General features: G+C 34.2%; 28 protein-coding genes. All 28 read left to right on the forward strand.

Annotated elements, in window-relative coordinates:
* The first annotated feature begins 114 nt into the window (after window positions 1-114).
* The 28 genes from dprA to fliR all read left to right on the forward strand — a co-directional run bounded on the left by dprA (window position 115) and on the right by fliR (window position 23,800).
* Entirely contained in the window at window positions 115-954 is an 840-nt protein-coding gene (gene dprA, locus BUB12_RS00630) for a DNA-processing protein DprA (protein WP_072887668.1), read from the forward strand.
* 201 nt (window positions 955-1,155) lie between these two features.
* Window positions 1,156-3,234, forward strand: coding sequence for a type I DNA topoisomerase (gene topA / locus BUB12_RS00635; RefSeq protein WP_072886926.1), 2,079 nt, complete (start codon window positions 1,156-1,158; stop codon window positions 3,232-3,234).
* Between the two features lie 471 nt (window positions 3,235-3,705).
* Window positions 3,706-4,614 carry a tyrosine recombinase XerC gene (gene xerC / locus BUB12_RS00640; protein ID WP_072886927.1) on the forward strand — a complete coding sequence of 303 codons (909 nt, stop codon included), beginning with the start codon at window positions 3,706-3,708 and terminating at the stop codon, window positions 4,612-4,614.
* A gap of 19 nt (window positions 4,615-4,633) precedes the next feature.
* On the forward strand, window positions 4,634-5,179 hold the full coding sequence (gene hslV / locus BUB12_RS00645; RefSeq protein WP_072886929.1) for an ATP-dependent protease subunit HslV: 546 nt from the start codon (window positions 4,634-4,636) through the stop codon (window positions 5,177-5,179).
* A gap of 18 nt (window positions 5,180-5,197) precedes the next feature.
* Window positions 5,198-6,592 (forward strand): HslU--HslV peptidase ATPase subunit, encoded by a 1,395-nt coding sequence (hslU, locus tag BUB12_RS00650; protein WP_072886931.1) that lies wholly within the window; start codon window positions 5,198-5,200, stop codon window positions 6,590-6,592.
* A gap of 33 nt (window positions 6,593-6,625) precedes the next feature.
* Window positions 6,626-7,405 (forward strand): GTP-sensing pleiotropic transcriptional regulator CodY, encoded by a 780-nt coding sequence (codY, locus tag BUB12_RS00655; protein ID WP_072886933.1) that lies wholly within the window; start codon window positions 6,626-6,628, stop codon window positions 7,403-7,405.
* A gap of 301 nt (window positions 7,406-7,706) precedes the next feature.
* The gene (flgB, locus tag BUB12_RS00660) at window positions 7,707-8,102 is read left to right on the forward strand and encodes a flagellar basal body rod protein FlgB (protein ID WP_072886935.1); all 396 of its coding nucleotides are present in this window, start codon (window positions 7,707-7,709) and stop codon (window positions 8,100-8,102) included.
* A gap of 2 nt (window positions 8,103-8,104) precedes the next feature.
* Window positions 8,105-8,563: a flagellar basal body rod protein FlgC gene (gene flgC / locus BUB12_RS00665; RefSeq protein WP_072886937.1), complete on the forward strand. Its 459-nt coding sequence runs from the start codon at window positions 8,105-8,107 to the stop codon at window positions 8,561-8,563.
* 22 nt (window positions 8,564-8,585) lie between these two features.
* The gene (gene fliE, locus BUB12_RS00670) at window positions 8,586-8,891 is read left to right on the forward strand and encodes a flagellar hook-basal body complex protein FliE (protein ID WP_072886938.1); all 306 of its coding nucleotides are present in this window, start codon (window positions 8,586-8,588) and stop codon (window positions 8,889-8,891) included.
* Between the two features lie 140 nt (window positions 8,892-9,031).
* Window positions 9,032-10,609 (forward strand): flagellar basal-body MS-ring/collar protein FliF, encoded by a 1,578-nt coding sequence (gene fliF, locus BUB12_RS00675; protein ID WP_072886940.1) that lies wholly within the window; start codon window positions 9,032-9,034, stop codon window positions 10,607-10,609.
* Between the two features lie 11 nt (window positions 10,610-10,620).
* Window positions 10,621-11,631: a flagellar motor switch protein FliG gene (fliG, locus tag BUB12_RS00680; RefSeq protein ID WP_072886942.1), complete on the forward strand. Its 1,011-nt coding sequence runs from the start codon at window positions 10,621-10,623 to the stop codon at window positions 11,629-11,631.
* Window positions 11,624-12,370: a flagellar assembly protein FliH gene (fliH, locus tag BUB12_RS00685; RefSeq protein WP_072886943.1), complete on the forward strand. Its 747-nt coding sequence runs from the start codon at window positions 11,624-11,626 to the stop codon at window positions 12,368-12,370. Before fliG ends, fliH begins: the two co-directional genes overlap by 8 nt.
* A gap of 2 nt (window positions 12,371-12,372) precedes the next feature.
* On the forward strand, window positions 12,373-13,689 hold the full coding sequence (fliI, locus tag BUB12_RS00690; protein ID WP_072886945.1) for a flagellar protein export ATPase FliI: 1,317 nt from the start codon (window positions 12,373-12,375) through the stop codon (window positions 13,687-13,689).
* 2 nt (window positions 13,690-13,691) lie between these two features.
* Window positions 13,692-14,138: a flagellar export protein FliJ gene (gene fliJ, locus BUB12_RS00695; RefSeq protein WP_072886947.1), complete on the forward strand. Its 447-nt coding sequence runs from the start codon at window positions 13,692-13,694 to the stop codon at window positions 14,136-14,138.
* Between the two features lie 4 nt (window positions 14,139-14,142).
* Complete coding sequence (locus BUB12_RS00700; RefSeq protein WP_072886949.1) at window positions 14,143-14,715, forward strand: MotE family protein; 573 nt, start codon at window positions 14,143-14,145, stop codon at window positions 14,713-14,715.
* Between the two features lie 37 nt (window positions 14,716-14,752).
* Window positions 14,753-16,144: a flagellar hook-length control protein FliK gene (locus BUB12_RS00705; protein WP_072886950.1), complete on the forward strand. Its 1,392-nt coding sequence runs from the start codon at window positions 14,753-14,755 to the stop codon at window positions 16,142-16,144.
* Window positions 16,145-16,153: 9 nt separating this feature from the next.
* The gene (gene flgD, locus BUB12_RS00710) at window positions 16,154-16,579 is read left to right on the forward strand and encodes a flagellar hook assembly protein FlgD (protein WP_072886952.1); all 426 of its coding nucleotides are present in this window, start codon (window positions 16,154-16,156) and stop codon (window positions 16,577-16,579) included.
* Window positions 16,580-16,607: 28 nt separating this feature from the next.
* The gene (locus BUB12_RS00715) at window positions 16,608-16,982 is read left to right on the forward strand and encodes a TIGR02530 family flagellar biosynthesis protein (protein ID WP_072886953.1); all 375 of its coding nucleotides are present in this window, start codon (window positions 16,608-16,610) and stop codon (window positions 16,980-16,982) included.
* A gap of 81 nt (window positions 16,983-17,063) precedes the next feature.
* Window positions 17,064-18,134, forward strand: coding sequence for a flagellar hook-basal body complex protein (locus BUB12_RS00720; RefSeq protein ID WP_072886955.1), 1,071 nt, complete (start codon window positions 17,064-17,066; stop codon window positions 18,132-18,134).
* An 87-nt stretch (window positions 18,135-18,221) separates the two neighbouring features.
* Complete coding sequence (locus BUB12_RS00725) at window positions 18,222-18,440, forward strand: flagellar FlbD family protein (RefSeq protein ID WP_072886957.1); 219 nt, start codon at window positions 18,222-18,224, stop codon at window positions 18,438-18,440.
* Window positions 18,433-18,849: a flagellar basal body-associated protein FliL gene (gene fliL / locus BUB12_RS00730; RefSeq protein ID WP_072886958.1), complete on the forward strand. Its 417-nt coding sequence runs from the start codon at window positions 18,433-18,435 to the stop codon at window positions 18,847-18,849. The genes BUB12_RS00725 and fliL overlap by 8 nt, the downstream gene beginning before the upstream one ends.
* Before the next feature lie 29 nt (window positions 18,850-18,878).
* Window positions 18,879-19,877 carry a flagellar motor switch protein FliM gene (gene fliM, locus BUB12_RS00735; protein WP_072886960.1) on the forward strand — a complete coding sequence of 333 codons (999 nt, stop codon included), beginning with the start codon at window positions 18,879-18,881 and terminating at the stop codon, window positions 19,875-19,877.
* Window positions 19,867-21,012, forward strand: a complete 1,146-nt coding sequence (fliY, locus tag BUB12_RS00740) for a flagellar motor switch phosphatase FliY (protein ID WP_072886962.1) — start codon at window positions 19,867-19,869, stop codon at window positions 21,010-21,012. The genes fliM and fliY overlap by 11 nt, the downstream gene beginning before the upstream one ends.
* A 21-nt stretch (window positions 21,013-21,033) precedes the next feature.
* Complete coding sequence (locus BUB12_RS00745) at window positions 21,034-21,396, forward strand: response regulator (protein ID WP_072886964.1); 363 nt, start codon at window positions 21,034-21,036, stop codon at window positions 21,394-21,396.
* Between the two features lie 9 nt (window positions 21,397-21,405).
* Window positions 21,406-22,059, forward strand: coding sequence for a flagellar biosynthetic protein FliO (gene fliO / locus BUB12_RS00750; RefSeq protein WP_084063184.1), 654 nt, complete (start codon window positions 21,406-21,408; stop codon window positions 22,057-22,059).
* Window positions 22,052-22,717 (forward strand): flagellar type III secretion system pore protein FliP, encoded by a 666-nt coding sequence (gene fliP, locus BUB12_RS00755; RefSeq protein ID WP_072886968.1) that lies wholly within the window; start codon window positions 22,052-22,054, stop codon window positions 22,715-22,717. The genes fliO and fliP overlap by 8 nt, the downstream gene beginning before the upstream one ends.
* Before the next feature lie 30 nt (window positions 22,718-22,747).
* The gene (gene fliQ, locus BUB12_RS00760; protein WP_072886970.1) at window positions 22,748-23,017 is read left to right on the forward strand and encodes a flagellar biosynthesis protein FliQ; all 270 of its coding nucleotides are present in this window, start codon (window positions 22,748-22,750) and stop codon (window positions 23,015-23,017) included.
* 3 nt (window positions 23,018-23,020) lie between these two features.
* A complete protein-coding gene (gene fliR / locus BUB12_RS00765) occupies window positions 23,021-23,800 on the forward strand; it encodes a flagellar biosynthetic protein FliR (protein WP_072886971.1) in 780 nt (259 codons plus the stop codon).
* The last annotated feature ends 1 nt before the right edge of the window (window position 23,801 follow it).

Below are 23,801 nucleotides of genomic sequence, written 5' to 3' on the forward strand. Positions count from 1 at the left end.
GTTTGGTAGACCTACCAATTATATTAAAAATATTATTTAAATAATGGAAGGAAAGGTAGTGTATTTTTGAGTGAATTAAGAAATAGACTTATTCATATTAGTAGATGTTACGGTATGAATCGAAGAATGATCCGTTTACTCCTCAGGTATGACCCTACACTAAAAGATATTTTTCATTTTTCTTCTCCAACATTAAGCAAATTCTTCTCCATTTCAATTGAAAAAGCAAATCTACTCCATAAAAGTCTCCACGATGAACAGCTTTATCGGAATACTTTGCAGGAACAAAAGAATGTCGATATTATTACAATAGTTGACGATGGCTATCCTCCTATGTTAAAAACTATTAAAGACGCACCGCTAATTTTATATATGGTCGGTGATAGATCACTTATGCACCAAAAACCTGTTTTGAGTATTATAGGGACTAGAAAACCTTCAGATGAGGGAATGTTGAAAGTAAAACATTATATTAAACCACTAGTTGATAGGAATTGGGTCATTGCTAGTGGAATGGCTAGAGGGATAGATAGTTTTGCCCATAAGCTGACTTTAGCATACAATGGAAAGACAATTGCTGTTTTAGGAAGTGGTTTTAATAAAATTTATCCTAAAGAAAACATCTCTCTATTTAAGCAAATTATAAAGAACGGTTTAGTTATTTCAGAATACCCTCCAGACACACCTCCTAAACCATTTCATTTCCCTGAGAGAAATCGTATTATTAGTGGTTTAAGTTTTGGCACTTTAGTAATAGAAGCAACTGAAAAGAGTGGTACGTTAATTACAGTAGACCAAGCACTTGACCAAGGTAGGGAAGTGTACGCAGTACCGGGTTCTCCATTAACACCACAGACTAAAGGTTGTCATCAAATGATACAGGATGGTGCTAAATTAGTTTTAAATGGAGAAGATATAATAGAAGATTGGGAAAATGTGTATAAAAAATGGTAAAAAAAGACAATAAATTAACTAAAAAGCAAAAAAATTATAACAGTATGTTTGACAAACATAAGGTATATATTTAATAATAGTGAAGATTTCAATTATCAAAAATAAGATTTAATACGGGTTCATTTTAGGTTATAAAAATAATATGTACTAATCAGAATACAACTTTCTAATAACTAGAACCTCATTTGGGGAGGAAAATAAATGGCAGATTATCTAGTAATCGTTGAATCGCCAGCAAAAGCAAAGACAATTGAGAGGTATTTAGGAAAAAAATATCAAGTGAAAGCTTCCATGGGTCATGTAAGGGATTTACCTAAAAGCCAAACGGGAGTAGATGTTGAACAAGATTATAAACCAAAATATATTACGGTTCGTGGAAAAGGGGATATTTTAAAAGACTTGAGAAAATCAGCAAAAAAAGCAAAGAAAATTTTCCTCGCGGCTGACCCCGATAGAGAAGGAGAAGCCATTGCTTGGCATTTAGCGCATATCTTGAATGTGGATGAAAACTCAAACTGTCGAGTAGTGTTTAATGAAATTACGAAAGATGCAATAAAAGAATCTTTTAAAAATCCTCGATCAATTGATATGGACCTAGTGGATGCTCAGCAAGCACGAAGAATATTAGACCGTCTAGTTGGTTATAACATTAGTCCATTATTATGGAAAAAAGTTAAAAAGGGTTTAAGTGCAGGTAGAGTTCAATCAGTTGCTTTAAAGATGATTGTTGACCGAGAAAAAGAGATCGAAAACTTTAAACCAGAAGAATATTGGTCAATAGAAGCAGAATTTTTGAAAGATAAAGAGACATTTGAAGGATCTTTTTATGGTATTGATGGAAAGAAAACGGAACTAAAATCAGAGGATGACGTTCAAAAAATTCAATCCACTTTAAATGGAAATGATTTTTCAGTTTCTAAGGTGAACAAGCGTGAAAGAAAACGTAACCCTGCTAAACCATTCATAACATCTTCATTACAACAAGAAGCAGCTCGAAAGCTTAATTTTAGAGCTCGAAAAACGATGATGGTAGCACAACAATTATATGAAGGAATAGATTTAGGGAAAAAAGCAGGAGGTATTACTGGTTTAATTACGTACATGCGTACCGACTCTACTCGAATTTCAAATACTGCTAAAGAAGAGGCTGCAAATTATATTGAGTCTCAATATGGTAGTGACTATCTGGGTGTTAGCAAAAAAGAGAAACAAAAAGATGGAGCACAAGATGCTCACGAAGCAATCCGCCCAACATCAGTTATGCGCGACCCTAAGACGTTGAAAACGGTATTATCTCGTGATCAACTACGATTATACAAATTGATCTGGGAACGATTTTTAGCTAGTCAGATGGCTCCAGCTATTATGGATACAATGACTGTACATTTAACAAATAACGATGTAGAATTTCGGGCAACTGGCTCAAAAGTAAAATTTAAAGGTTTTATGAAAGTTTACGTGGAAGGAAATGATGATAACAAGAAAGAAGAAGATAAACTGCTACCAGATTTGCAAGAAGGGATGGTAGTTGAAGCCAAAGAAATAAAACCAAATCAACACTTTACACAACCACCACCGAGATATACAGAAGCTAGACTTGTTAAAACAATGGAGGAACAAGGAATCGGTAGACCTTCCACATATGCTCCGACACTTGATACTATACAACGTCGTGGCTACGTCAGTTTGGATAACAAGAGGTTTGTCCCAACAGAATTAGGTTCCATTGTAGTCGACTTATTAATCGAGTTCTTCCCAGAAATTATTGATGTTAACTTTACTGTTCAGATGGAAAGTGACTTGGATTCTATTGAAGATGGTAAAGTAGAATGGGTCAAATTAATTGATAATTTCTACCAAGACTTTAAAAAACGTCTTGATACGGCAGAAGAAGAAATGGAAAAAATTGAGATTAAGGATGAACCTGCAGGGATTGACTGTGAGAACTGTGGACATGAAATGGTATACAAAATGGGTCGGTATGGAAAGTTCTTAGCATGTTCTAACTTCCCTGAATGTCGTAATACAAAACCGATATTGAAGGAAATAGGAGTAAATTGTCCTAAGTGTGAGGAAGGAAATGTTGTAGAACGTAAATCTAAAAAACGTAGAGTTTTCTATGGTTGTGATCGTTTTCCTGAATGTGACTTTGTTTCGTGGGATAAACCTATTTCGAGACCGTGCCCTAAATGTGAATCATTACTTGTTGAAAAGAGAAGTAAAAAGGAAACGCAAATTCAATGTACAAACTGTGATTATAAAGAAAAAGCCCAAACCTAAAAATAGGATAAGCTAATTTTCTAAAGATCCAAACGGAATGTTTGGGTCTTTCGCTTTTTTGGCAATTTGATTTTCGACAATGTTTGAAATACTCCAAGAGAGGGAAAAGAAACAATAGTTTTAAAAAGTATGAATTTGTAGAATAAAAAATAATAAAATGGAAAAAATTTAAATATGTAAGTATTAATAAGCTATTAAATTTTTATAAAAGAGGGAATTGTTTTGATTGACTAATAATTTATAAACGGATATAATTACCCTTTGGTAAGGTGATATACTTGACACTTTGTTTGTAGGTTAATGATTGACGTATATATTATAGTATTAAATTAGGGTGCAAGACAACTTTTGAGTTCACAAAACTTCTAAATTCTTGAAGTTATTTCAGAATTTTGTTACAATTTTGTTAAGTTACTTGTGTATGGATGAAATTACTTGATATGATGTACTCGCAGTTAATGGGGTGAAAGGTTGAAGACTTTTTCAAAAGAACTTAACAGCTTTATTACTTACTTAAAAATCGAAAAAAATGCTTCTCCGTATACGATTGAATACTACAAAAATGATTTAGAAAAACTTTTCTCATTTCTCAATACAGAAGGAATTGCAAGTTTAAACGATGTTGACCATAAAGTGATTCGAGTATTTTTAACGTTCCTGTATGAACAACAACTATCAAGAAGAACTGTATCTAGGAACATTTCGACATTGAGAAGTTTTTTTAGTTTTTTGGAGAGAGAAGAAATTATCGATACAAATCCGGTTAATCACATTTCATTACCTAAAACAGAAAAAAATATTCCAGGATTTTTCTATACAGAAGAATTAGAGAAACTATTTGAAGCTAATGATACTTCCACGCCATTAGGTCAGAGAAATCAAGCTATCCTTGAATTGCTATACGCAACAGGTATAAGGGTTAGTGAACTCCAGCAGCTACAGTTAGATGATGTGGATTTTTCAATTGGAACAATATTGGTTCATGGAAAAGGAAGAAAGGATCGATATGTACCATTTGGAAAGTTTGCTGAAAATGCTCTAAAAAAGTATATCTATGAGGGAAGAGAGAAGTTAGTTACCCTAGCGAAGACACCTTCAAGTACCGTTTTTCTTAACTCCAGAGGAAACCCGTTAACTACTAGAGGGATTCGATTAATTCTGAATAAAATGGTAGAACGTGCAGCCTTAACCATTCATATACACCCACATAAATTGAGGCATACGTTCGCTACACATATGCTGAATGAGGGGGCAGATTTACGGACAGTGCAAGAGCTATTGGGACATGAAAAACTATCTTCTACTCAAATTTATACTCATGTGACAAAGGATCACTTACGTAATATATACATGAATAGTCATCCAAGAGCTAGAAAGTAACTTAAGTGAGGTGAATAGATTGGTACAAGAGATACATGCTACAACGATTTTTGCTGTAATGCATAAAGGTCAATGCGCAATGAGTGGTGACGGTCAGGTAACATTAGGTAATCAGGTTGTAATGAAACATAAAGCCAAAAAGGTACGAAGACTATTCAATGGTCAAGTACTTGCAGGTTTTGCAGGTTCTGTAGCGGATGCTTTTACATTGTTTGAAAAGTTTGAAGGTAAATTGGAAGCATATAATGGTAACTTAATGCGTGCTGCAGTAGAATTAGCGAAAGAATGGCGCAGTGATAAAGTGCTAAGAAAGCTAGAAGCCATGTTAATTGTTATGAACAAAGACAATATGTTTGTCGTTTCTGGTACAGGTGAGGTTATTGAACCGGATGATGGAATTCTAGCCATAGGTTCTGGTGGAAATTATGCACTTAGTGCTGGAAGAGCATTGGTTAAATATTCTGATCATCTTTCCGCAAAAGAGATTGCTCAAGCTGCAATGGAGATTGCTGGAGATATTTGTGTGTTTACGAATGATCAAATTACACTGGAAGTACTTGAATAATAAGGAGGCCATGGTCTAATGAGTATTGAGTTTACTCCAAGACAAATCGTTGATCATCTTGATAAATATATTATTGGCCAACATAATGCCAAGAAGTCTGTTGCAGTAGCATTAAGAAATCGCTATCGACGCTCAAAATTAGATGAAAAGATAAAAGATGAAATTGTACCTAAGAATATTCTAATGATTGGTCCAACAGGTGTCGGTAAAACGGAAATAGCTAGAAGGTTAGCAAAAATGGTAGGTGCTCCGTTTATAAAAGTAGAAGCTACCAAATTTACCGAGGTTGGTTATGTTGGCCGAGATGTAGAATCTATGGTTCGGGATTTAGTAGAAATGTCATTAAGAATGGTAAAAGAAGAAAAAATGAATGAAGTAATGGAAAAAGCTAAAGTAGAAGCTGACAAGAAATTAGTTAAGTTACTAGTACCTCAGGCGAAAAAACAGTCAAATGTCACCAATCCTTTTGAAATGTTATTTTCAGGTCAAAATAACAACGATAATACTGATCATGATAATGAGAAAGATGATGAAGTTCGAACAAAGCGTCAGCGAATTCAACAGCAACTTGCAATGGGAGAATTGGAGGATCATATAGTTACAGTCGAAATAGAGGAAATGCCTCCATCCATGTTTGATATGTTGCAAGGTTCTGGAATGGAACAAATGGGAATGAATATGCAAGATGCATTAGGTCAATTTATGCCTAAGAAGAAGAAAAAGAGAAAATTACCAGTATCTGAAGCAAGAAAAATTATCACTCAACAAGAAGCACAGAAATTAGTCGATATGGAAGAAGTGGCACAAGAGGCCGTTCAAAGAGCGGAACAGTCTGGAATTATTTTTATTGATGAGATTGATAAGGTTGCTGGAAAACAAGATAATTCACCGAATGTATCACGGGAAGGTGTTCAAAGAGATATTCTACCAATTGTAGAAGGATCAACTATTGTAACCAAACATGGCCCTGTAAAGACGGATCATATGTTATTTATAGCAGCTGGAGCTTTCCATATGGCTAAGCCGTCTGATTTGATTCCAGAGTTACAAGGTAGATTTCCAATTAGAGTGGAACTTGAAAAGTTATCCGTTGAAGACTTCAAACGAATATTAAATGAACCTTCCAACGCCTTATTAAAACAATATGTAGCTTTATTGAAAACGGAAGGTATAAATGTTGTATTTACAGACAAAGCTGTAAATAGACTTGCAGAAATTGCCTATCAAGTAAATCAGGATACAGACAATATTGGTGCTAGACGACTACATACAATACTTGAAAAATTGTTGGAAGACTTATCATTTGAAGCACCAGATATTACTATGGAAACTATTGAAATAACACCAGCTTATGTAGATGAAAAGTTAAGTACAATTGTGAAAAATAAAGACTTAAGTCAATTTATACTATAGAAAACTAATAAAATTTAATAATGGAGGATTACAATGGAACTATTAAATCGTGCAAGAAAAATTAACTCAATGTTACAGAAAGCAACAGGAAAATCAGTAAACTTCAATGATATGGCTGCCTCTCTTACTGATGTAATTAAAGGAAATGTGTTTATATTAAGTAGAAGAGGAAAATTACTAGGATTCGCTATCAATCAGGAGATTGAAAATGAGCGTATGAAAGGGATGCTTGAAGAAAGACAGTTCCCTGAAGAGTATACAGAAGGTCTATTTCATATTCACGAAACAACGTCTAACTTGGATATTGACAGCCCGTATACAGTATTCCCGGAGGAAAATCGTGAGTTATTCCAAAATGGCTTAACCACCATCGTTCCAATAATTGGTGGAGGAGAAAGACTAGGAACTTTAATTATCGGCCGTTTGCAAGATAGTTTCAGTGATGATGATTTGTTACTTGCAGAATACGGAGCTACTGTAGTAGGAATGGAAATTCTACATGAGAAGACAGAAGAAATTGAAATGGAAGCACGAAGTAAAGCAGTTGTTCAAATGGCTATTAGTTCCCTTTCATACAGTGAACTAGAAGCAATTGATCATATTTTCGAAGAGTTAAACGGCCATGAAGGATTGCTTGTAGCAAGTAAAATCGCAGATAGAGTTGGAATTACTAGAAGTGTTATTGTAAATGCATTACGTAAATTGGAAAGCGCAGGAGTAATTGAGTCTCGTTCCTTAGGAATGAAAGGTACTTACATTAAAGTATTAAATGACAAGTTCTTAGTTGAGTTAGAGAAACTGCGTTCGAGATAATATTCTAAATGTAGACTAAATATATCAAAAAACTAACGGAAGTTTTCCGTTAGTTTTTTTGTGTTCTTGGAATATTACAAGAAACGACATTATGCTCCTTGTAATTACATAAAAATTATGAAAATTAGTTAATTTATGTTAAATTTTAGTTATATCATCCTAGTAAAATGTGACTAATTTTAGAAGGACGATGAATTTTGTCGAAATCTGATAGACTTTGTCTGTGAAATAAATTACAATACTATTAAAGATATGTAACATAATAGGGGAATTATTGTTAAATTTGGTTAGGAGGATTGTAATGGATTTATTTGGAGGTACAGTACAACAACTTCAGCAATCACTTAATTATGCATCTAAAAAAAATCAAGTAATCTCAAATAATATTGCAAATGTTGACACACCTGGATACAAAGCACAGGAAGTCGTTTTTAAAAATGTTTTAAACGATAAACTAGCTAATTCACTACCCGCAGCTCGAACTCATACAAAACATATACCATTTAATCACAATCCATCCCCAGGGTTTCAAATAACGACAAATAATAATACCACATATAACCATAATGGAAACAATGTGGATATTGATAAAGAAATGACAGATCTTGCAAAAAATCAAATTTATTATCAAAGTTTAGTAGACCGTATTAATGGTAAGTTTAGTAGTTTACAAACGGTTATTAGAGGAGGAAGGTAACAGTGTCTATATTTAATGCTCTAAATACTAGTGGTAGTGCCTTAACTGCTCAAAGACTAAGAATGGATGTTGTTTCTTCTAATATCGCAAATGCGCAATCCACACGAGCAACTATTAATGAAGCTGGAGAATTTGAACCGTATCGTAGGAAAATGGTTTCAATGGAGCCAAAAGATGGAAGCTTTCAGTCATTTTTACAGACAGCATCCAACACTACAAGTCAAGGAACAAGTAAGGGTGTAGTCGTATCTGAAATAGTAGATGACCAAACACCTTTTAAGGTAGTTTATAATCCTACACATCCTGATGCAAATGAAGAAGGCTATGTTCAAATGCCTAATGTAGATCCATTGAAAGAAATGGTGGATCTAATGAGTGCCACTAGGTCATATGAGGCAAACGTTACCGCGCTTAATGCTAGTAAAAATATGTTACTCAAAGCGCTAGAGATTGGAAAATAAATTCACATGAGGAGTATAACCTATGAATAATTTTATAGGCAGCATCCATCAACTGCAGTCATTGCAACCACAACTGGAAGCTAAAAAAACAACACCAGGAGAAGCTCAAGCTAATTTTGCAAATATACTTAAGAACTCTATTGAGCAAGTAAACAAAGCGCAAGTAGAATCAGATAAAAAAACAGAAGCTTTAGCACTTGGTGAAATTAATGATTTACATGATGTAATGATAACAGCACAAAAAGCTAGTATTACCTTAGAAACTACGGTACAAATACAGAAAAAAGTTGTCGATGCATACAACGAAATTATGCGAATGCAAGTTTAATATGTTCTTATTCTTATTATCGGCAGAAAAATAAAGATGTTTAACATTTTTAGTAGATTAAACAGGGCTACTTCTTTGTAAAGGTGAAAGGAAGATAACCCCATATCTACTACATGTTTCGTACTTTGGCGGGGGAATATATGAAGGAAAAATTACTGAAATATAGAGAGTCAGCTAAATCATTATGGATAGAACGAAATCGAACACAAAAAGGAATACTGATAGGATCCCTCGTGTTTATAATCGCACTAATTATCGTTATTTCATTATTTGCCTTCAATTCTAAATTTGTTCCTTTATATAATAACCTCTCCTTACAAGAGGTAGGACAAATAAAAACGGAATTGGATGCTAGAGGTATTCCTTACGAGTTAGAAAACGGTGGTACTACAATTTCGGTTCCTGAAGAACAAGTTGATAATTTACTAGTGGATCTTGCTGGGCAAGGGATTCCTAATAGTGGTAGTATCGATTATTCCTTTTTCAGTGAAAACTCCTCTTGGGGTGTAACTGATAATGAATTTAATATGATGAAATTGGATGCCATGCAGTCAGAGCTTGCAAACTTAATTAAGAGTATTGAAGGTATAGATAATGCTGAGGTTATGATTAATATACCGGAAGAACCCGTGTTTGTAAGCGAGGCAACACAACCAGCATCAGCGTCTATTATTTTGCACACCAAGCCTGGTCATCAATTTGAAGGGAATCAGATTGAGTCGTTATATCATTTGGTATCAAAAGCAATCCCTAACTTATCTCCAGATGAGATTGTAATCAGAAACCAATATTTGGATTATTTTGATCGGAATACACAAAACAATAATGGAGCACAGGATACGTATACCTATCAACAAACTGTGAAAAAAGACATTGAAAGAGATATACAAAAAAGAGTTCAACAGATGTTAGGAGCAATGGTAGGGCCGGGAAATGTTATTGTTTCTGTAACTACAGATATTGATTTTACTAGTGAGAATCGAATTGAAGAAATTGTTGAACCGGTGGATCCTGAGGATTTAGACACATTACCGGTAAGTATAGAAACGATTCATGAAACTTATACCGGGAATGGTGCAAATGCTGGTGGAGTAGTAGGGGCTGGAGAGGAAGAAGTTCCTAATTATCCTGGTGATGACAATGGAGACAACGGTGAATACGAATTAGTAAAAGAAACAGTTAATAATGAATTTAATCGTATTCGAAAAGAAATTATAGAAAGTCCTTATAAAATACGAGATTTAGGAATTCAAGTGGCAATCAATAGAGTAGAAGACCGTCAACAAGAAGAGCAAATTATCTCAGAAGAAATCTCAACTATTTTAAACTCTATTATTACTACATCAATTGATAAGGATTACGGCGAAGTAGATGCAGGTGAAAAAACTTCTATCGTTTTCCAAGAGTTTAGTGAAACGGCAACTACACCACAGTCATCAACATCATCTTCTATACCAACTTGGGCTTACATTGTTGGTGGTGCTTTAATACTATTGTTGTTGTTATTAATAATCTTACTAGTAAGACGTAGAAATTCTGATGAGGAAACAATAACTGATACAGAACTATATACTAATTCAGTAGAAGAAAGTCCAAGTATTCCTACCGATCAACCAGAGTCAGAGTCGGTTGCTAGAAGAAAACAATTAGAGAAAATGGCAAAAGATAAACCTGAGGATTTCGCAAAACTGCTTAGAAGCTGGTTAAGCGAAGAATAGGAGTGATTAATATGGCTAAACAACAAACTTTAACTGGTAAACAAAAGGCAGCTATCCTATTAATTTCCTTAGGTCCGGATGTCTCCGCCCAAATATATAAACATTTAACTGAGGAGGAAATTGAAAACTTAAGTTTAGAGATTTCCTCTGTTAAAAAAGTAGATTCTACGATTAAAGATGATGTAGTAGAACAATTTCATCAAATCGCTTTAGCCCAAGACTATATTTCGCAAGGTGGAGTTGGTTATGCGAAAACAGTATTAGAAAAAGCATTTGGAGAACAAGAAGCTGCAGCTATTATTGATAGATTAACGTCTTCATTACAGGTGAGGCCGTTTGATTTTGCTAGAAAAGCTGATCCACATCAGATTCTAAATTTTATCCAGAATGAGCACCCTCAGACGATTGCTTTAGTGTTATCATATCTGGATCCTGAACAATCAGGACAAGTATTATCTGAATTGCCTCAAGAAATGCAGGCAGAAGTTGCACGTAGAATAGCAACTATGGATTCTACATCGCCTGATATTATTAATCAGGTGGAAGAAGTATTAGAAAGAAAGATCGCTTCCTCTTTAACAGCCGATTATACGCAAACCGGAGGAATACAAGCGGTTGTTGAAGTTTTGAATGGCGTTGATAGAAGTACAGAACGGACTATTTTAGATGCGCTAGAGATTCAAGACCCTGAATTAGCAGATGAAATTAAGAAACGAATGTTTGTATTTGAAGATATTGTTATTCTTGATAATCGTGCTATTCAACGAGTTATTCGGGAAGCTGAAAATGACGATTTACGTTTGGCGCTTAAAGTATCAAGTGATGAAGTGAAAGAAATCGTATTTAAAAATATGTCCAATCGAATGGCCGAAACCTTCAAAGAAGAAATGGAGTATATGGGGCCTGTACGCTTAAGAGATGTTGAAGAAGCGCAGACTAGAATTGTTGCTATCATCCGTAGACTAGAAGATATTGGAGAAATAGTTATTGCTAGAGGTGGAGGAGACGATATTATTGTCTAATTCCCAATTTTCAAATGGTAAACTTATCCGAATCAAACCTATTACTATAAAAAATGATACTGATATACAAAGTACCAATCTTGATTTAGAACAAGAAGAACAGAGGATCCGAAACCAATTAGTAAAAGCTAAAGAAGAATTAGTTAAACTAAAAGAGGAAAAAGAAACAGTTCTTCAGGAGACAACAGACGAAGTTGAGAAACTTAAATTAGCGTGGGAAGAAGAAAAAGTCCACCTTCAAGAGACAGTTAAACAAGAGGCATATCAAGAAGGGTTAAAGCTTGGTAAAGAAGAAGGGCTTCATCAATACACGGAACATATAGAAAAGGTTAACGCATTAGTCGAAACTGCTCGCAATGAATATCATAATTTATTGGATAATAGCGACCAGGATATTATCGACTTAGCTATCCATATTGCAGAAAAAATTCTCTATCAAAAGTTAGATGAAAAACCAGAGAATTTCTTTCCATTAGTGCATAAAGCTATAGAAGACATTAAGGACCATTCTGTAATCTCGATTCATTTAAATCCTGAAAACTATGAATTGGTTATTAAGCAGAAAGAAGAACTAATGCAAATTATTGGCGATAAGGTTGACTTATCTATTTATATTAGCGAAAAAGCTACAATTGGTAGTTGTATTATTGAATATCCATACGGGAAAATTGATGCTAGCATCGATACTCAATTAAATGAAATAAGGCAAGTACTATATACGATTGTAAATGGAGAATAATGATGGAAACTACTAAACTGTTCACTGCGATAGAACAAACAGATGTTTATAAAAGATATGGAAAGGTACAGCGAGTAATTGGGATTATGATTGAATCTCAAGGACCGGCTGCTAACATAGGAGAAGTCTGCTTTATCTATCCTCAATCGTCAAACAAAAAGGCAGTCATGGCAGAAGTAGTTGGTTTTAATAAAGAGAAAATATTACTAATGCCTTATACCGAAGTGAACGAAATTGGTCCTGGATGTTTAGTAGAATCGACAAAAAAACCACTTAAAATAAAAGTTGGGCGTGGTCTCATTGGAAAAGTCGTTGATTCATTGGGAATGTGCATGGACGAATCCACGCTACCAAAAGGATTAACTAGTTATGGTACAGAACAGTCGCCACCAAACCCTATGACAAGAGCACCGATTAACAAGCCAATTCAAGTTGGCGTGAAAGCAATAGATTCCATGTTAACTGTCGGACAAGGACAAAGAATCGGCCTGTTTGCTGGTAGTGGTGTTGGTAAGAGTACGTTATTAGGCATGATAGCTAGAAATAGCACAGCTGATATTAATGTTATTGCACTTATTGGAGAACGTGGAAGAGAAGTAAGGGATTTCATCGATTACGATTTGGGAGAAGAAGGATTAAAGAAGTCAATCATTGTCGTTGCAACTTCAGACCAACCAGCCTTAATGAGATTAAAAGGGGCCTATACCGCAACTGCGATTAGTGAATACTTTAGAGATTTAGGTTATCAAGTCAATTTGATGATGGATTCTGTTACACGTGTAGCAATGGCACAAAGGGAAGTTGGTTTAGCTTCTGGAGAACCCCCAACTACGAAAGGGTATCCACCTTCAGTTTTTGCGATACTACCAAAGTTGCTAGAAAGAACTGGTACGAATGAACATGGTGCAATTACAGCATTTTATACAGTTTTGGTAGACGGTGATGACATGAACGAACCAATTGCAGATGCGGTCAGAGGGATATTAGATGGTCACTTTGTCATGGATCGCAGGCTAGCTGAACAAGGACAATACCCAGCTATTAATGTTTTAAAGTCTGTCAGTAGAACCATGAATAAGATCGTTTCTAGTGACCATAAAGAGAATACAATGAAATTACGATCCTTAATGGCAACTTATGAAGAGAACAATGAATTGATTCAAATTGGAGCATATAAGCGAGGGACTGACCCAAAAATAGACCAAGCTATCTCGTTCTATCCTAAGATTCAAACATTCTTGAAGCAAGATGTATTAGAATATTACTCCTTGGAAGAGTCAATACAAGCGTTAAAAGAATTGGCTGGAGGGATCACATAAAAATGGCAAATACACATGCATTAGAAAAAATCCTTGATTTACAAGAGTTGGAAAAGCAAAAGGCATTAAAAGTATACCAAAATTCCATCGACCAATTTGAAGAAGTTGCAACGAAATTATATTATCTATTGAGAAAAAAAGAGGAAGCTGAACTCAATTACGAAACTTCCATTAAAAAGGCAATTCCAATAGATGAGATTAAAACTCAAACATCCTATATTAACAAACTACAAGAACAAATTTTGAATCTTCAAGGGGATGTACAACAGGCAAGATCTTATATGGAAAAAAGTCGAGATGAGTTAACGGATTCTTACAAAGAGGTAAAGAAGTTCGAAACAGTGATTGAGAGACGTAAAAAAGAAGAATTTGAATTATCTAAGAAATTAGAAGCGAAATTAATGGATGAAATATCTTTACAACAATTTGTAGGGCATATGAATAGGTGATGGTATGGCGAAAAAAGAAAATGAAAATAAAAGAATGAATCCATTTCTTTGGTTTCTTTTTGCAATCATCATACCAGTTTTTATTGCGATAACTCTTACTGTCATTATTCTTTCTATAGTAGGTGTTGATGTAACAGGCTGGGTAAAGAATACGACAAATAATATTCCAGTTGTATCTAATTTTGTAACAACTAATGAAGAACAGGAAATGGAAGAATTAGAAAAACAAATGACTACTAAACTGAATGAAAAAGATTCAACAATTACTAGTCTCGAATCGGAAGTCACAGTTTTGGAATCAACCATTGAAAGCATGCAAGAAGAGTTGGACCAATTATATGCGGAATTGGAAGAAAAACAACTAACTGAAGAAGAAATGGAAATAAAATTTAATGATATATCTAGTTCTCTTAAAGAAATGGAACGTGAGCAAGCAGCTAGTATTCTACAAGAACTTGAAAACCATACAGCTTTATCGATTTTAAGCCAGTTGTCTAATAAAGAACGGGGTACGATTATGGAGGCAATGGATGTAGATAAAGCAGCAGAACTCATGGAATTATTTATAAATTATTAATTAAGCTAACATTAACCCTGAAAGGAGGTGAAAAGAGATGAACATTGGTGGAATGGCTATTCAAGTATCAACTAATGGAAATAACCAATTAGTTAAATCCCAAATGGATAAAAATGAAAATGGTTCTTCCTTTCTAGATTTACTTTCTAATAGACTATCTAATAAAGTTGCTGAAGAATCACTAATACAAGTTGAAGGTAAGAATCTCAAAGGATTAGGACTAGGTAATGTTGATGGACTAGAACAAGAAACAGAAAGCTTTTCAGTGGATGAGGCTATCTTACAAATAGAACGTTTATTAGCTCGTTCAGATTCTGAATCTATAAAGGGTAACGATGCAAACCATTTGTTGGAACAAATAGAAGAAATATTATCTAATGTAGAAGTACTTCAACTAAACTTCGATAAATTAGATGTTCAGTTAGCCAAGGAGAGTACTAGTGTAAATGGCGAGAATACGAACATAGAAGATTTAAGTGAAATAGTAGAAAATTCACCCATTCCTTATATAACAGTTGGTGAATTAGTGAAATCGCTTGAAATCAAAATAGATGCAAAAGAAAATCTGCTTTCAAGTACTAAAAATAATATCCATAAGTTGATTGAGGTATTGCAACAATTCAACCAAGTAGACCGTTCTTTTGTTAAGCAGGTTGTAAAAGAAGTGGACCAGCTTAAGCAGCTTGGCTTTTTTGATAAAAAGCTAATTAGCGCTCAAGAACAATTGCAAAAGTTACCTAATGCATTAGAAAAATTAATATTAGAAAATAAATCAACTAATTTTCAACAAAATATCTTATCTATAAATATGGCTAAAGCTCAAAGTGCACAAGATGGAAATGAGTCTTCCCGAAAGATTAATGTACCTTTTATCAATCAAGACCTGTCAGTTAGTGAATCTGGAATCGGACAAAAGGTTACATCTATGTCAGCAATACCAATTACAAAAGTTGAGCAATATGTCATTCATGTTCAACAAACCCAACAGTCGGGTACAGTTGAACAACAAGTCATGGATCAATTCCAAAAGGTAATAAAAACAAGTAAGTTTATGAGTTTACCAAATGGAAATCAACAACTTTCTATTGCATTACGACCAGAAAACCTTGGGGAAATGATGGTTCGATTAACACAGATTAATGGAGAAATGATGGTTAAGATTGCTGTTACTTCTCAAGCAACTAAAGAGTTATTAGAATCAAACCTTAATCAGTTACGAAATATGTTTGCTCCTAACCAGGTAGTTGTTGAGCGACAGGATGTTCAAACATCACAACAAGGACAAAGCTTCCAACAACAAAAAGACGAACAATCCTTAAATGATCAAAATCAAGGTGATCCTAATCAACCTTCTCAACAAGAAAAAGAAGACATAGATGATAGCTTTGAAAGTAAATTCCAAGAAATATTAATGAATGAGAAAGTGTAGGTGAAAAGAATGCCAAAAATCGATCCTTCTGTTTACTTACGAAATAATCAACCAGACAAATCGAGAACACCAAGCCCAGAATTAGGCCGAGACGAATTTTTGAAAATATTAATGACACAATTGCAAAATCAAGATCCATTAAATCCAATGGAAGATAAAGATTTTATTTCACAAATGTCGAACTTTTCATCTCTAGAACAATTAATGAATATTTCAAGTTCTATTGAATCATTAGTTCAAAACCAGGCAATCGCTCCGGTAGTACAGTATAGTAATTTAATTGGCAGGGATGTGGCATACCATGACGATGAAGGGTCACAGAAAGTTAGCCAAGTAACAGCTGTAAGTCAACAAGATGGTCAAGCTTTATTGAAACTAGCAAATGGTGAAACGATTCCTGCAAATGAAATCGGTGAGGTAAGTACCAGTCAGTAAAATGAATAGTGAAGGAAGTGAATAATTTATGGATCATCGCATCCATCAAATACCACAACACCATGCTTTACAGATTCCTTCCGTTAAAACGTCAAAAGTAAAACCTAGTGAAACTAGCTTTAAAGATATATTACAAGAACAACAACAATTAAAAGTTAGTAAACATGCTAACGATCGTTTAAACGAAAGAAACATTCAAATAAATGATGAACAATGGAAAATTATTACTGAAAAAGTGTCAGAAGCTAGAACAAAAGGAATTACTGATTCACTAGTTGTAACAAGCAATGCTGCGTTACTTGTCAGTGCAAAAAATAATGTAGTTGTCACTGCAATGGATCGTACAGAGGCAAAAAGTAAAATATTTACGAATATTAACGGAACGATACTTATAGATGAATAGGCTGGACCCTTTTGGGAGGCCGTAAGCTGTTGAATGATCGATACAGCTATAAATTAGACCATATAAAGGGGAGAAAATAAAATGTTACGTTCAATGTATGCAGGTATTTCAGGAATGAAAAACTTTCAAACGAAGTTAGATGTTATCGGTAATAATATTGCCAATGTTAATACCGCTGGATTTAAGAAAGGCCGTGTAACCTTTCAAGATATGATGAGTCAAACGATGTCAGGAGCACAAGGCCCTACTCAAGCAAGAGGTGGGGTTAACCCTAGTCAAGTTGGTTTAGGTTCTCAGTTAGGAACAATTGATAATATTCATACACAAGGGTTTCGACAAACTACTTATAATCCATTAGATTTTGCTTTAGAAGGCGATGGAATGTTTGCACTTCAAAATGGTGAAGGAATAGCATTTACTCGTGCTGGGAACTTTTATTTGGATCAAAATGGAACTATTGTTAATCCAGACGGGTTATATTTATTAGGTTTTGGACTCGAGAGTACAACGTTAAATACTACATTAAGTAATGAGGCAACTATTGAAATAACGGAATTAGTAGAAACGGGAGAGGTTATTGTAAATTACTCTAAGGATGATGTCACAGAGTCATATACAATTTCACTAGATTCTAATGAAAGAGTTTTTAATAGTGAGGATGGAGATACAACTATTGAATTCGATGAATCGGGAACTCCCACTTTTACAGTTGGTGGAAACGTCGAAGAATTGGAATTGCAAAGTACTACACTTACTGATAGTTATGGAACAGAACCAACGCAACTAAGTATTCCTGATACAGCTCAAAGCTTTAATGTCCAAACAAATGGGATTATAAACTATGTGGATGAAAATGGAGATACTCAAGTGGCTGGTAAAGTTGCATTAGCAAACTTTTCTAACCCAGCTGGTCTTCAGAAAGCCGGTAGCAACCTATTCTTAGATAGCGAAAATGCTGGTTTTACCGGTTTTGTTGCTCCTGAAACAAGTGGTGCAGCATCGATTGTTAGTGGGGCTCTAGAAATGTCTAATGTTGACTTATCTGAAGAATTCACAGAAATGATTACTGCTCAACGTGCGTTCCAAGCAAATACAAGAATAATAACAACATCTGATGAAATTCTTCAAGAATTAGTTAATCTGAAACGATAAAGGAGGTTAGGAGTGCCTTTTAGTAGATAGCTAGATACCTGACAGAGAAAAAGCGCTCTGTCAGGTGAGGTGCTCCTATCATAATTAATGATACAATTATCGCGATTAAATGGTGATACATTCATATTAAATGCTATGCTAGTTGAGCAAATTCAATCATTGCCAGACACAACCATTACATTATTATCTGGCAAAAAATTAGTCGTTAAAGAACCTAAACAGAAGGTGATTGATGATATTACTGCATTCTATCAAAAAGTAGGGATGCAACAATCACTTAAAGAGGTGGAGAAGGCAAATGAATAGATTATTAAAAACTATGGTGACATCTTTACTAATAATATTAACTATTGTTGCAATTATTTTTGTTGTATATCTTAATGTAAATGCAGATGGCAAGGATGAAAATCCTACAATAGATGACATCATTGAATATTCCTATGAAAGCCCAGAGGTAACGACTGATTTAATTGATGGTAGTTTTGTCCGAATTCAATTTCAAATTGTTACGGACAGTAAAGATGCTAGAGAAGAGATTTCAAAAAGAGACTTCCAAATTAAAAATATCCTAATAAAAGAATTATCTAAAATGGATCAGGAACAATTTCAAACAAGTTTAGATGAATTAGAAGATATTGTACAAGAAAAATTGAACGAGATCATGGTAGAAGGAACAATTAATGACGTTTATACGATAAATAAAATATTACAATAACAACTGCTCCAATATGGAGGTGATTACCTTTGGTAGATGAAGTTCTTTCGCAAAATGAAATAGATGCCTTGTTATCTGCTTTAACAACTGGGGAAATGGATGCAGAAGAATTAAGGACAGAAGAAAAAGATAGAAAAGAGCGAGTTTATGATTTTAAACGAGCATTACGATTTTCAAAAGATCAAATTCGTAGTATAGGTCGTATACACGATAATTACGCTAGAATGCTGACAACATTCTTCTCTTCACAGTTACGATCCTACGTAAATATAACCGTGGCATCTGTCGATCAACTTCCATATGAGGAGTTTATTCGCTCGATTCCGAAGATGACTGTTTTAAATGTGTACGGGGTTCCACCGTTGGACGGGAAAATCATAATGGAGGTTAATCCAAACATTGCTTACGGTATGATTGATCGTGTTCTTGGTGGAAGAGGAGATAGTGTTAATAAAATTGAAAATTTAACTGAAATTGAATCAATATTGATATCTCAACTGTTTGAAAAAGGGATGGGAACACTAAAAGAAGCCTGGAGTTCATTAGTGGATATTGAGCCATATTTAGAGGAATTAGAGGTTAATCCACAATTTTTACAATTAGTATCACCGAATGAAACGGTAGTAGTTGTTTCATTAAATACTACAATTGGCGAGACGAGTGGAATGATCAATATTTGTATTCCGCATATTGTATTAGAACCGATTATCTCAAAGCTTTCTGTACAGTATTGGATGCAAACATCTAAACAAAAACAAGACCCCGAGAATGTAAAAAAACTTTCTAAAAATTTAAATCGTGCGTTTGTAGAAGCAAAAGCAATTCTCGGTGAGACCAATATAACTGTTGACGAGCTTTTGAATCTTAATGTTGGTGACGTGGTAGGATTAAACCAACCAATTGACCAACCATTAAAATTAACAATTAATAATGAGCCAAAGTTCTTTGTTCAACCTGGTATGTACAAGAAGAAATTATCAGTCCAGGTGTTAGAAGAATATAGGGGAGGGTATGAAGATGACGAATGATGGGATGCTATCTCAAGATGAAATTGATGCGTTATTAAGCATTGGAGAAGAAGAGGAAGAAGAATTAACTCTCAATACTAATAACGAATCAATGAATGAATTAAGTGGCGTCGAAATTGATACACTTGGTGAAATAGGTAATATATCATTTGGAAGTTCTGCAACGACGTTATCGACTCTACTAAACCAAAAAGTAGAAATTACAACACCTACAGTTTCCGTTATAAATCAAAATGCCCTTGATGAAACTTTTGACTTTGATCATGTTAGTGTTCAAGTTAATTATGTAGAAGGATTTACAGGACATAATATCTTTGTCATTAAGTCAGATGATGCCGCAATTATTTCTGAAATAATGCTTGGTGGGGATGGAACTGGTAAGGTTGAGGAATTAAATGAGATTCATTTAAGTGCCGTTCAAGAGGCGATGAATCAGATGATGGGCGCAGCCGCTACAAGTATGTCAACTGTATTTAATAAACGAGTTGATATATCACCACCTTCCATTACATTTAATAAATCTAGTGAGCCTTTTAAAGAAGTGAATGATAAAAAATTAGTTAAGGTTTCCTTCCAATTAAAAGTGGGCACGTTAATTGATTCTAATATTATGCAATTAATTCCGATTGATTTTGCAAAAGAATTGGTAGAACATTTAATGCATGATTCAACTGAAGAAGTGGCTGCTGCCGTACAAGAGATGGAAGCCCCACAGCAAAAAGAAGAAATTGTATTTCCAGAAATAACTGAAGAAAAATCAACGAAAGTTGAACAAGAAACGCCACAATTTATCGGTACGGCAACGAAACAAGAATCAGATATCCAAACAGCACAATTTTCTAACTTTGAACCAGTAGCGATTGATTCTAATAATCAGCGAAATTTAGATATGCTATTGGATATACCACTAAAAATCACGGTAGAGTTAGGGCGTACTAAGCGGACCATTAAAGACATTTTGGACCTGTCTTCAGGCTCAATAGTTGAATTAGATAAACTAGCAGGTGAGCCAGTTGATGTCTTAGTAAATGATAAGTTAATTGCCAAAGGTGAAGTAGTTGTTATCGATGAAAACTTTGGAGTTCGAGTTACTGATATAATAAGTCAATCAGATCGATTGATGAAACTAAAATAACTTAACTGGGGGTAGAATGAAATGGGTAAAAGAATTTTAATCGTGGATGATGCTGCTTTTATGCGAATGATGATTAAAGATATACTAACAAAAAACGGCTTCGAAGTTGTTGGGGAAGCACAAGATGGTAATCAGGCAATTAGCTTGTATAACGAATTGAAACCTGATTTAGTAACTATGGATATAACGATGCCAGAAATGGATGGAATTACAGCATTAAAAGAAATCAAAGCAGGAGATCCTAATGCCCAAATTATCATGTGTTCTGCTATGGGACAACAAGCTATGGTAATCGATGCGATTCAAGCAGGAGCCAAAGACTTTATTGTTAAACCATTTCAGGCTGATCGTGTAATTGAGGCTATTCAAAAGGCATTGAATTAGAAACGAGTGATGATATTGGTTAGGAAAATAGGCTTAATCACTTTCCTGTTTTTTCTCATGTTCTTTGGTCTTTTTACTATAAATACTTTTGCTGAAGATCCAAAGGTAAGTGATTGTATAGAAGGAACAGCTGAATGTGATGATGCACCAGAGGCAACAAATTCTAACGAGGATTCAACAGAGATCACAGGAAATGAAACTTCCAATAGCACTTTCATATTAAATTTTATTAAGATGATCTTGGTATTATTTCTGATATTAGGACTAATTTACTTTTTATTAAAATTTTTAAATAAGAGAAGTAAAATGTTTAACCAAGTAAAAGCACTTGATAATCTGGGTGGAGTTAATGTAGGTCCAAATAAATCGGTTCAAATCATTCGGATTGGTAAAAAATTTTATTTGATTGGTGTAGGAGACAATGTTGAATTATTACAGGAAATACAAGATGAAGATGTAATTAAGGACTTAATGTCTCGGAAGGAAGAACAACCCGTCAATATCCTCTCATCTGTATTTCAGCAACAAGCGGAAGGAAACACTTCTAACAAAAATGAAGGAAAAAGCTTTAAAAACTTATTTTCAAATGAGTTAGACAAACTAAAAAGCAATCGTAAAGCATTAATTAATCAGCAAAAACAGAAGGATGATCAAGATGAATGAATTTATAGATATGTTTTCTAGTTCCGATCCTTCTAATGTTGCTACATCTGTTAAGTTAATCTTACTATTAACGGTTCTGTCATTAGCACCAGGTATTTTAATATTAATGACAAGTTTTACAAGAATAATTATTGTACTTTCTTTTGTAAGAACATCATTGGCTACCCAGCAGATGCCACCTAACCAAGTATTAATTGGATTAGCTTTATTTTTAACGTTTTTCATTATGGCTCCAGTTTTTGGTGAGGTTTACGATGAGGCATTAGAACCACTTTTTGACGAAGAAATTACTTTAGATGAAGCCTACGAGAGAGCAAGCACTCCGATAAAAGAGTTTATGGCTAAACATACAAGGCAAAAAGATTTGGAATTATTTATGAGTTATTCCCAAATGGAAAGACCTGAGAGCATCGAAGATATTCCAATAACGACATTAGTACCTGCATTTGCTATTAGTGAGTTAAAGACAGCCTTTCAGATGGGGTTTATGATTTTTGTACCTTTTTTAATAATTGATATGGCAGTGGCAAGTGTTCTTATGTCCATGGGGATGATGATGCTACCACCGGTTATGATTTCATTACCGTTTAAAATATTATTATTCGTACTAGTAGACGGTTGGTATCTAATTACTGATTCGTTGTTATCGGGTTTCTAGTTAACTTGTAAATAGAGAGGGTGTATTACTTTGAACAGTGAATTTGTATTAACATTAGCAGAAAGAGGCATATACACAATTTTACTTGTAACTGGCCCGCTCTTAATATTAGCACTAGCAGTAGGTTTATTTGTTAGTATATTTCAAGCGACAACCCAAATCCAAGAACAAACCTTGGCATTTATCCCTAAGATTGTTGCTGTTTTAGTTGGTATTGTTTTTTTTGGACCGTGGATGTTAACAACAATGGTAGAGTTTACTTCTGATTTATTTCAGAATTTAAACATGTTTGTAGGGTAGATTATGTTCGAATTAATTAATATTAACAGCTTACCAGTATTTTTACTCATTTTAGTTCGAGTTACTGCTTTTTTTGTGACATTGCCATTTTTTTCATACCGAACAATACCTTTACCATTTAAGATTGGCATTAGTTTTTTTCTAGCATTTATTATGTTTTATACGGTTGAATCACCAGTTATTATATTTGATTATTTTTATATTTTGCTCATTGTAAAAGAAATACTTATTGGACTATTAATTGGTTTGATAGGTTATATCATAATATCTGCTGTTCAAATAGCAGGTGGATTCATTGATTTCCAAATGGGGTTTGCTATTGCCAATGTGGTAGATCCCCAAACAGGTGCGCAAAGCCCTATTATAGGCCAATACTTTTACATTATTGCTTTACTATTTCTATTATCGGTTGATGGACATCATTTGTTAATAGATGGAATCGTAAATAGTTATAAATTTATTCCTGTTGATGCATTTATTCCTTTTCAGAATGCTAGTATTACAGAGTTCGTTATCCGATCATTCAATATGATGTTTTTAATTGCTTTTCAAATTGCGATACCAATTGTAGGTTGTTTATTTTTAGTTGATGTTGCATTAGGAATCGTAGCAAGAACGGTTCCACAATTAAACGTCTTTGTTGTAGGTTTACCGTTAAAAATTCTAGTTAGTTTTATCGCACTCTTTTTCTTTTTAAGTTTGTATATCATATTAGCCAAAAATCTATTTACAACAATGTTTGATACGATGCGAAGTTTATTGCAATTGTTTGGAGGGGCTTAAG

This window comes from Ornithinibacillus halophilus (assembly GCF_900129485.1).
Taxonomy (GTDB): domain Bacteria; phylum Bacillota; class Bacilli; order Bacillales; family Amphibacillaceae; genus Ornithinibacillus; species Ornithinibacillus halophilus.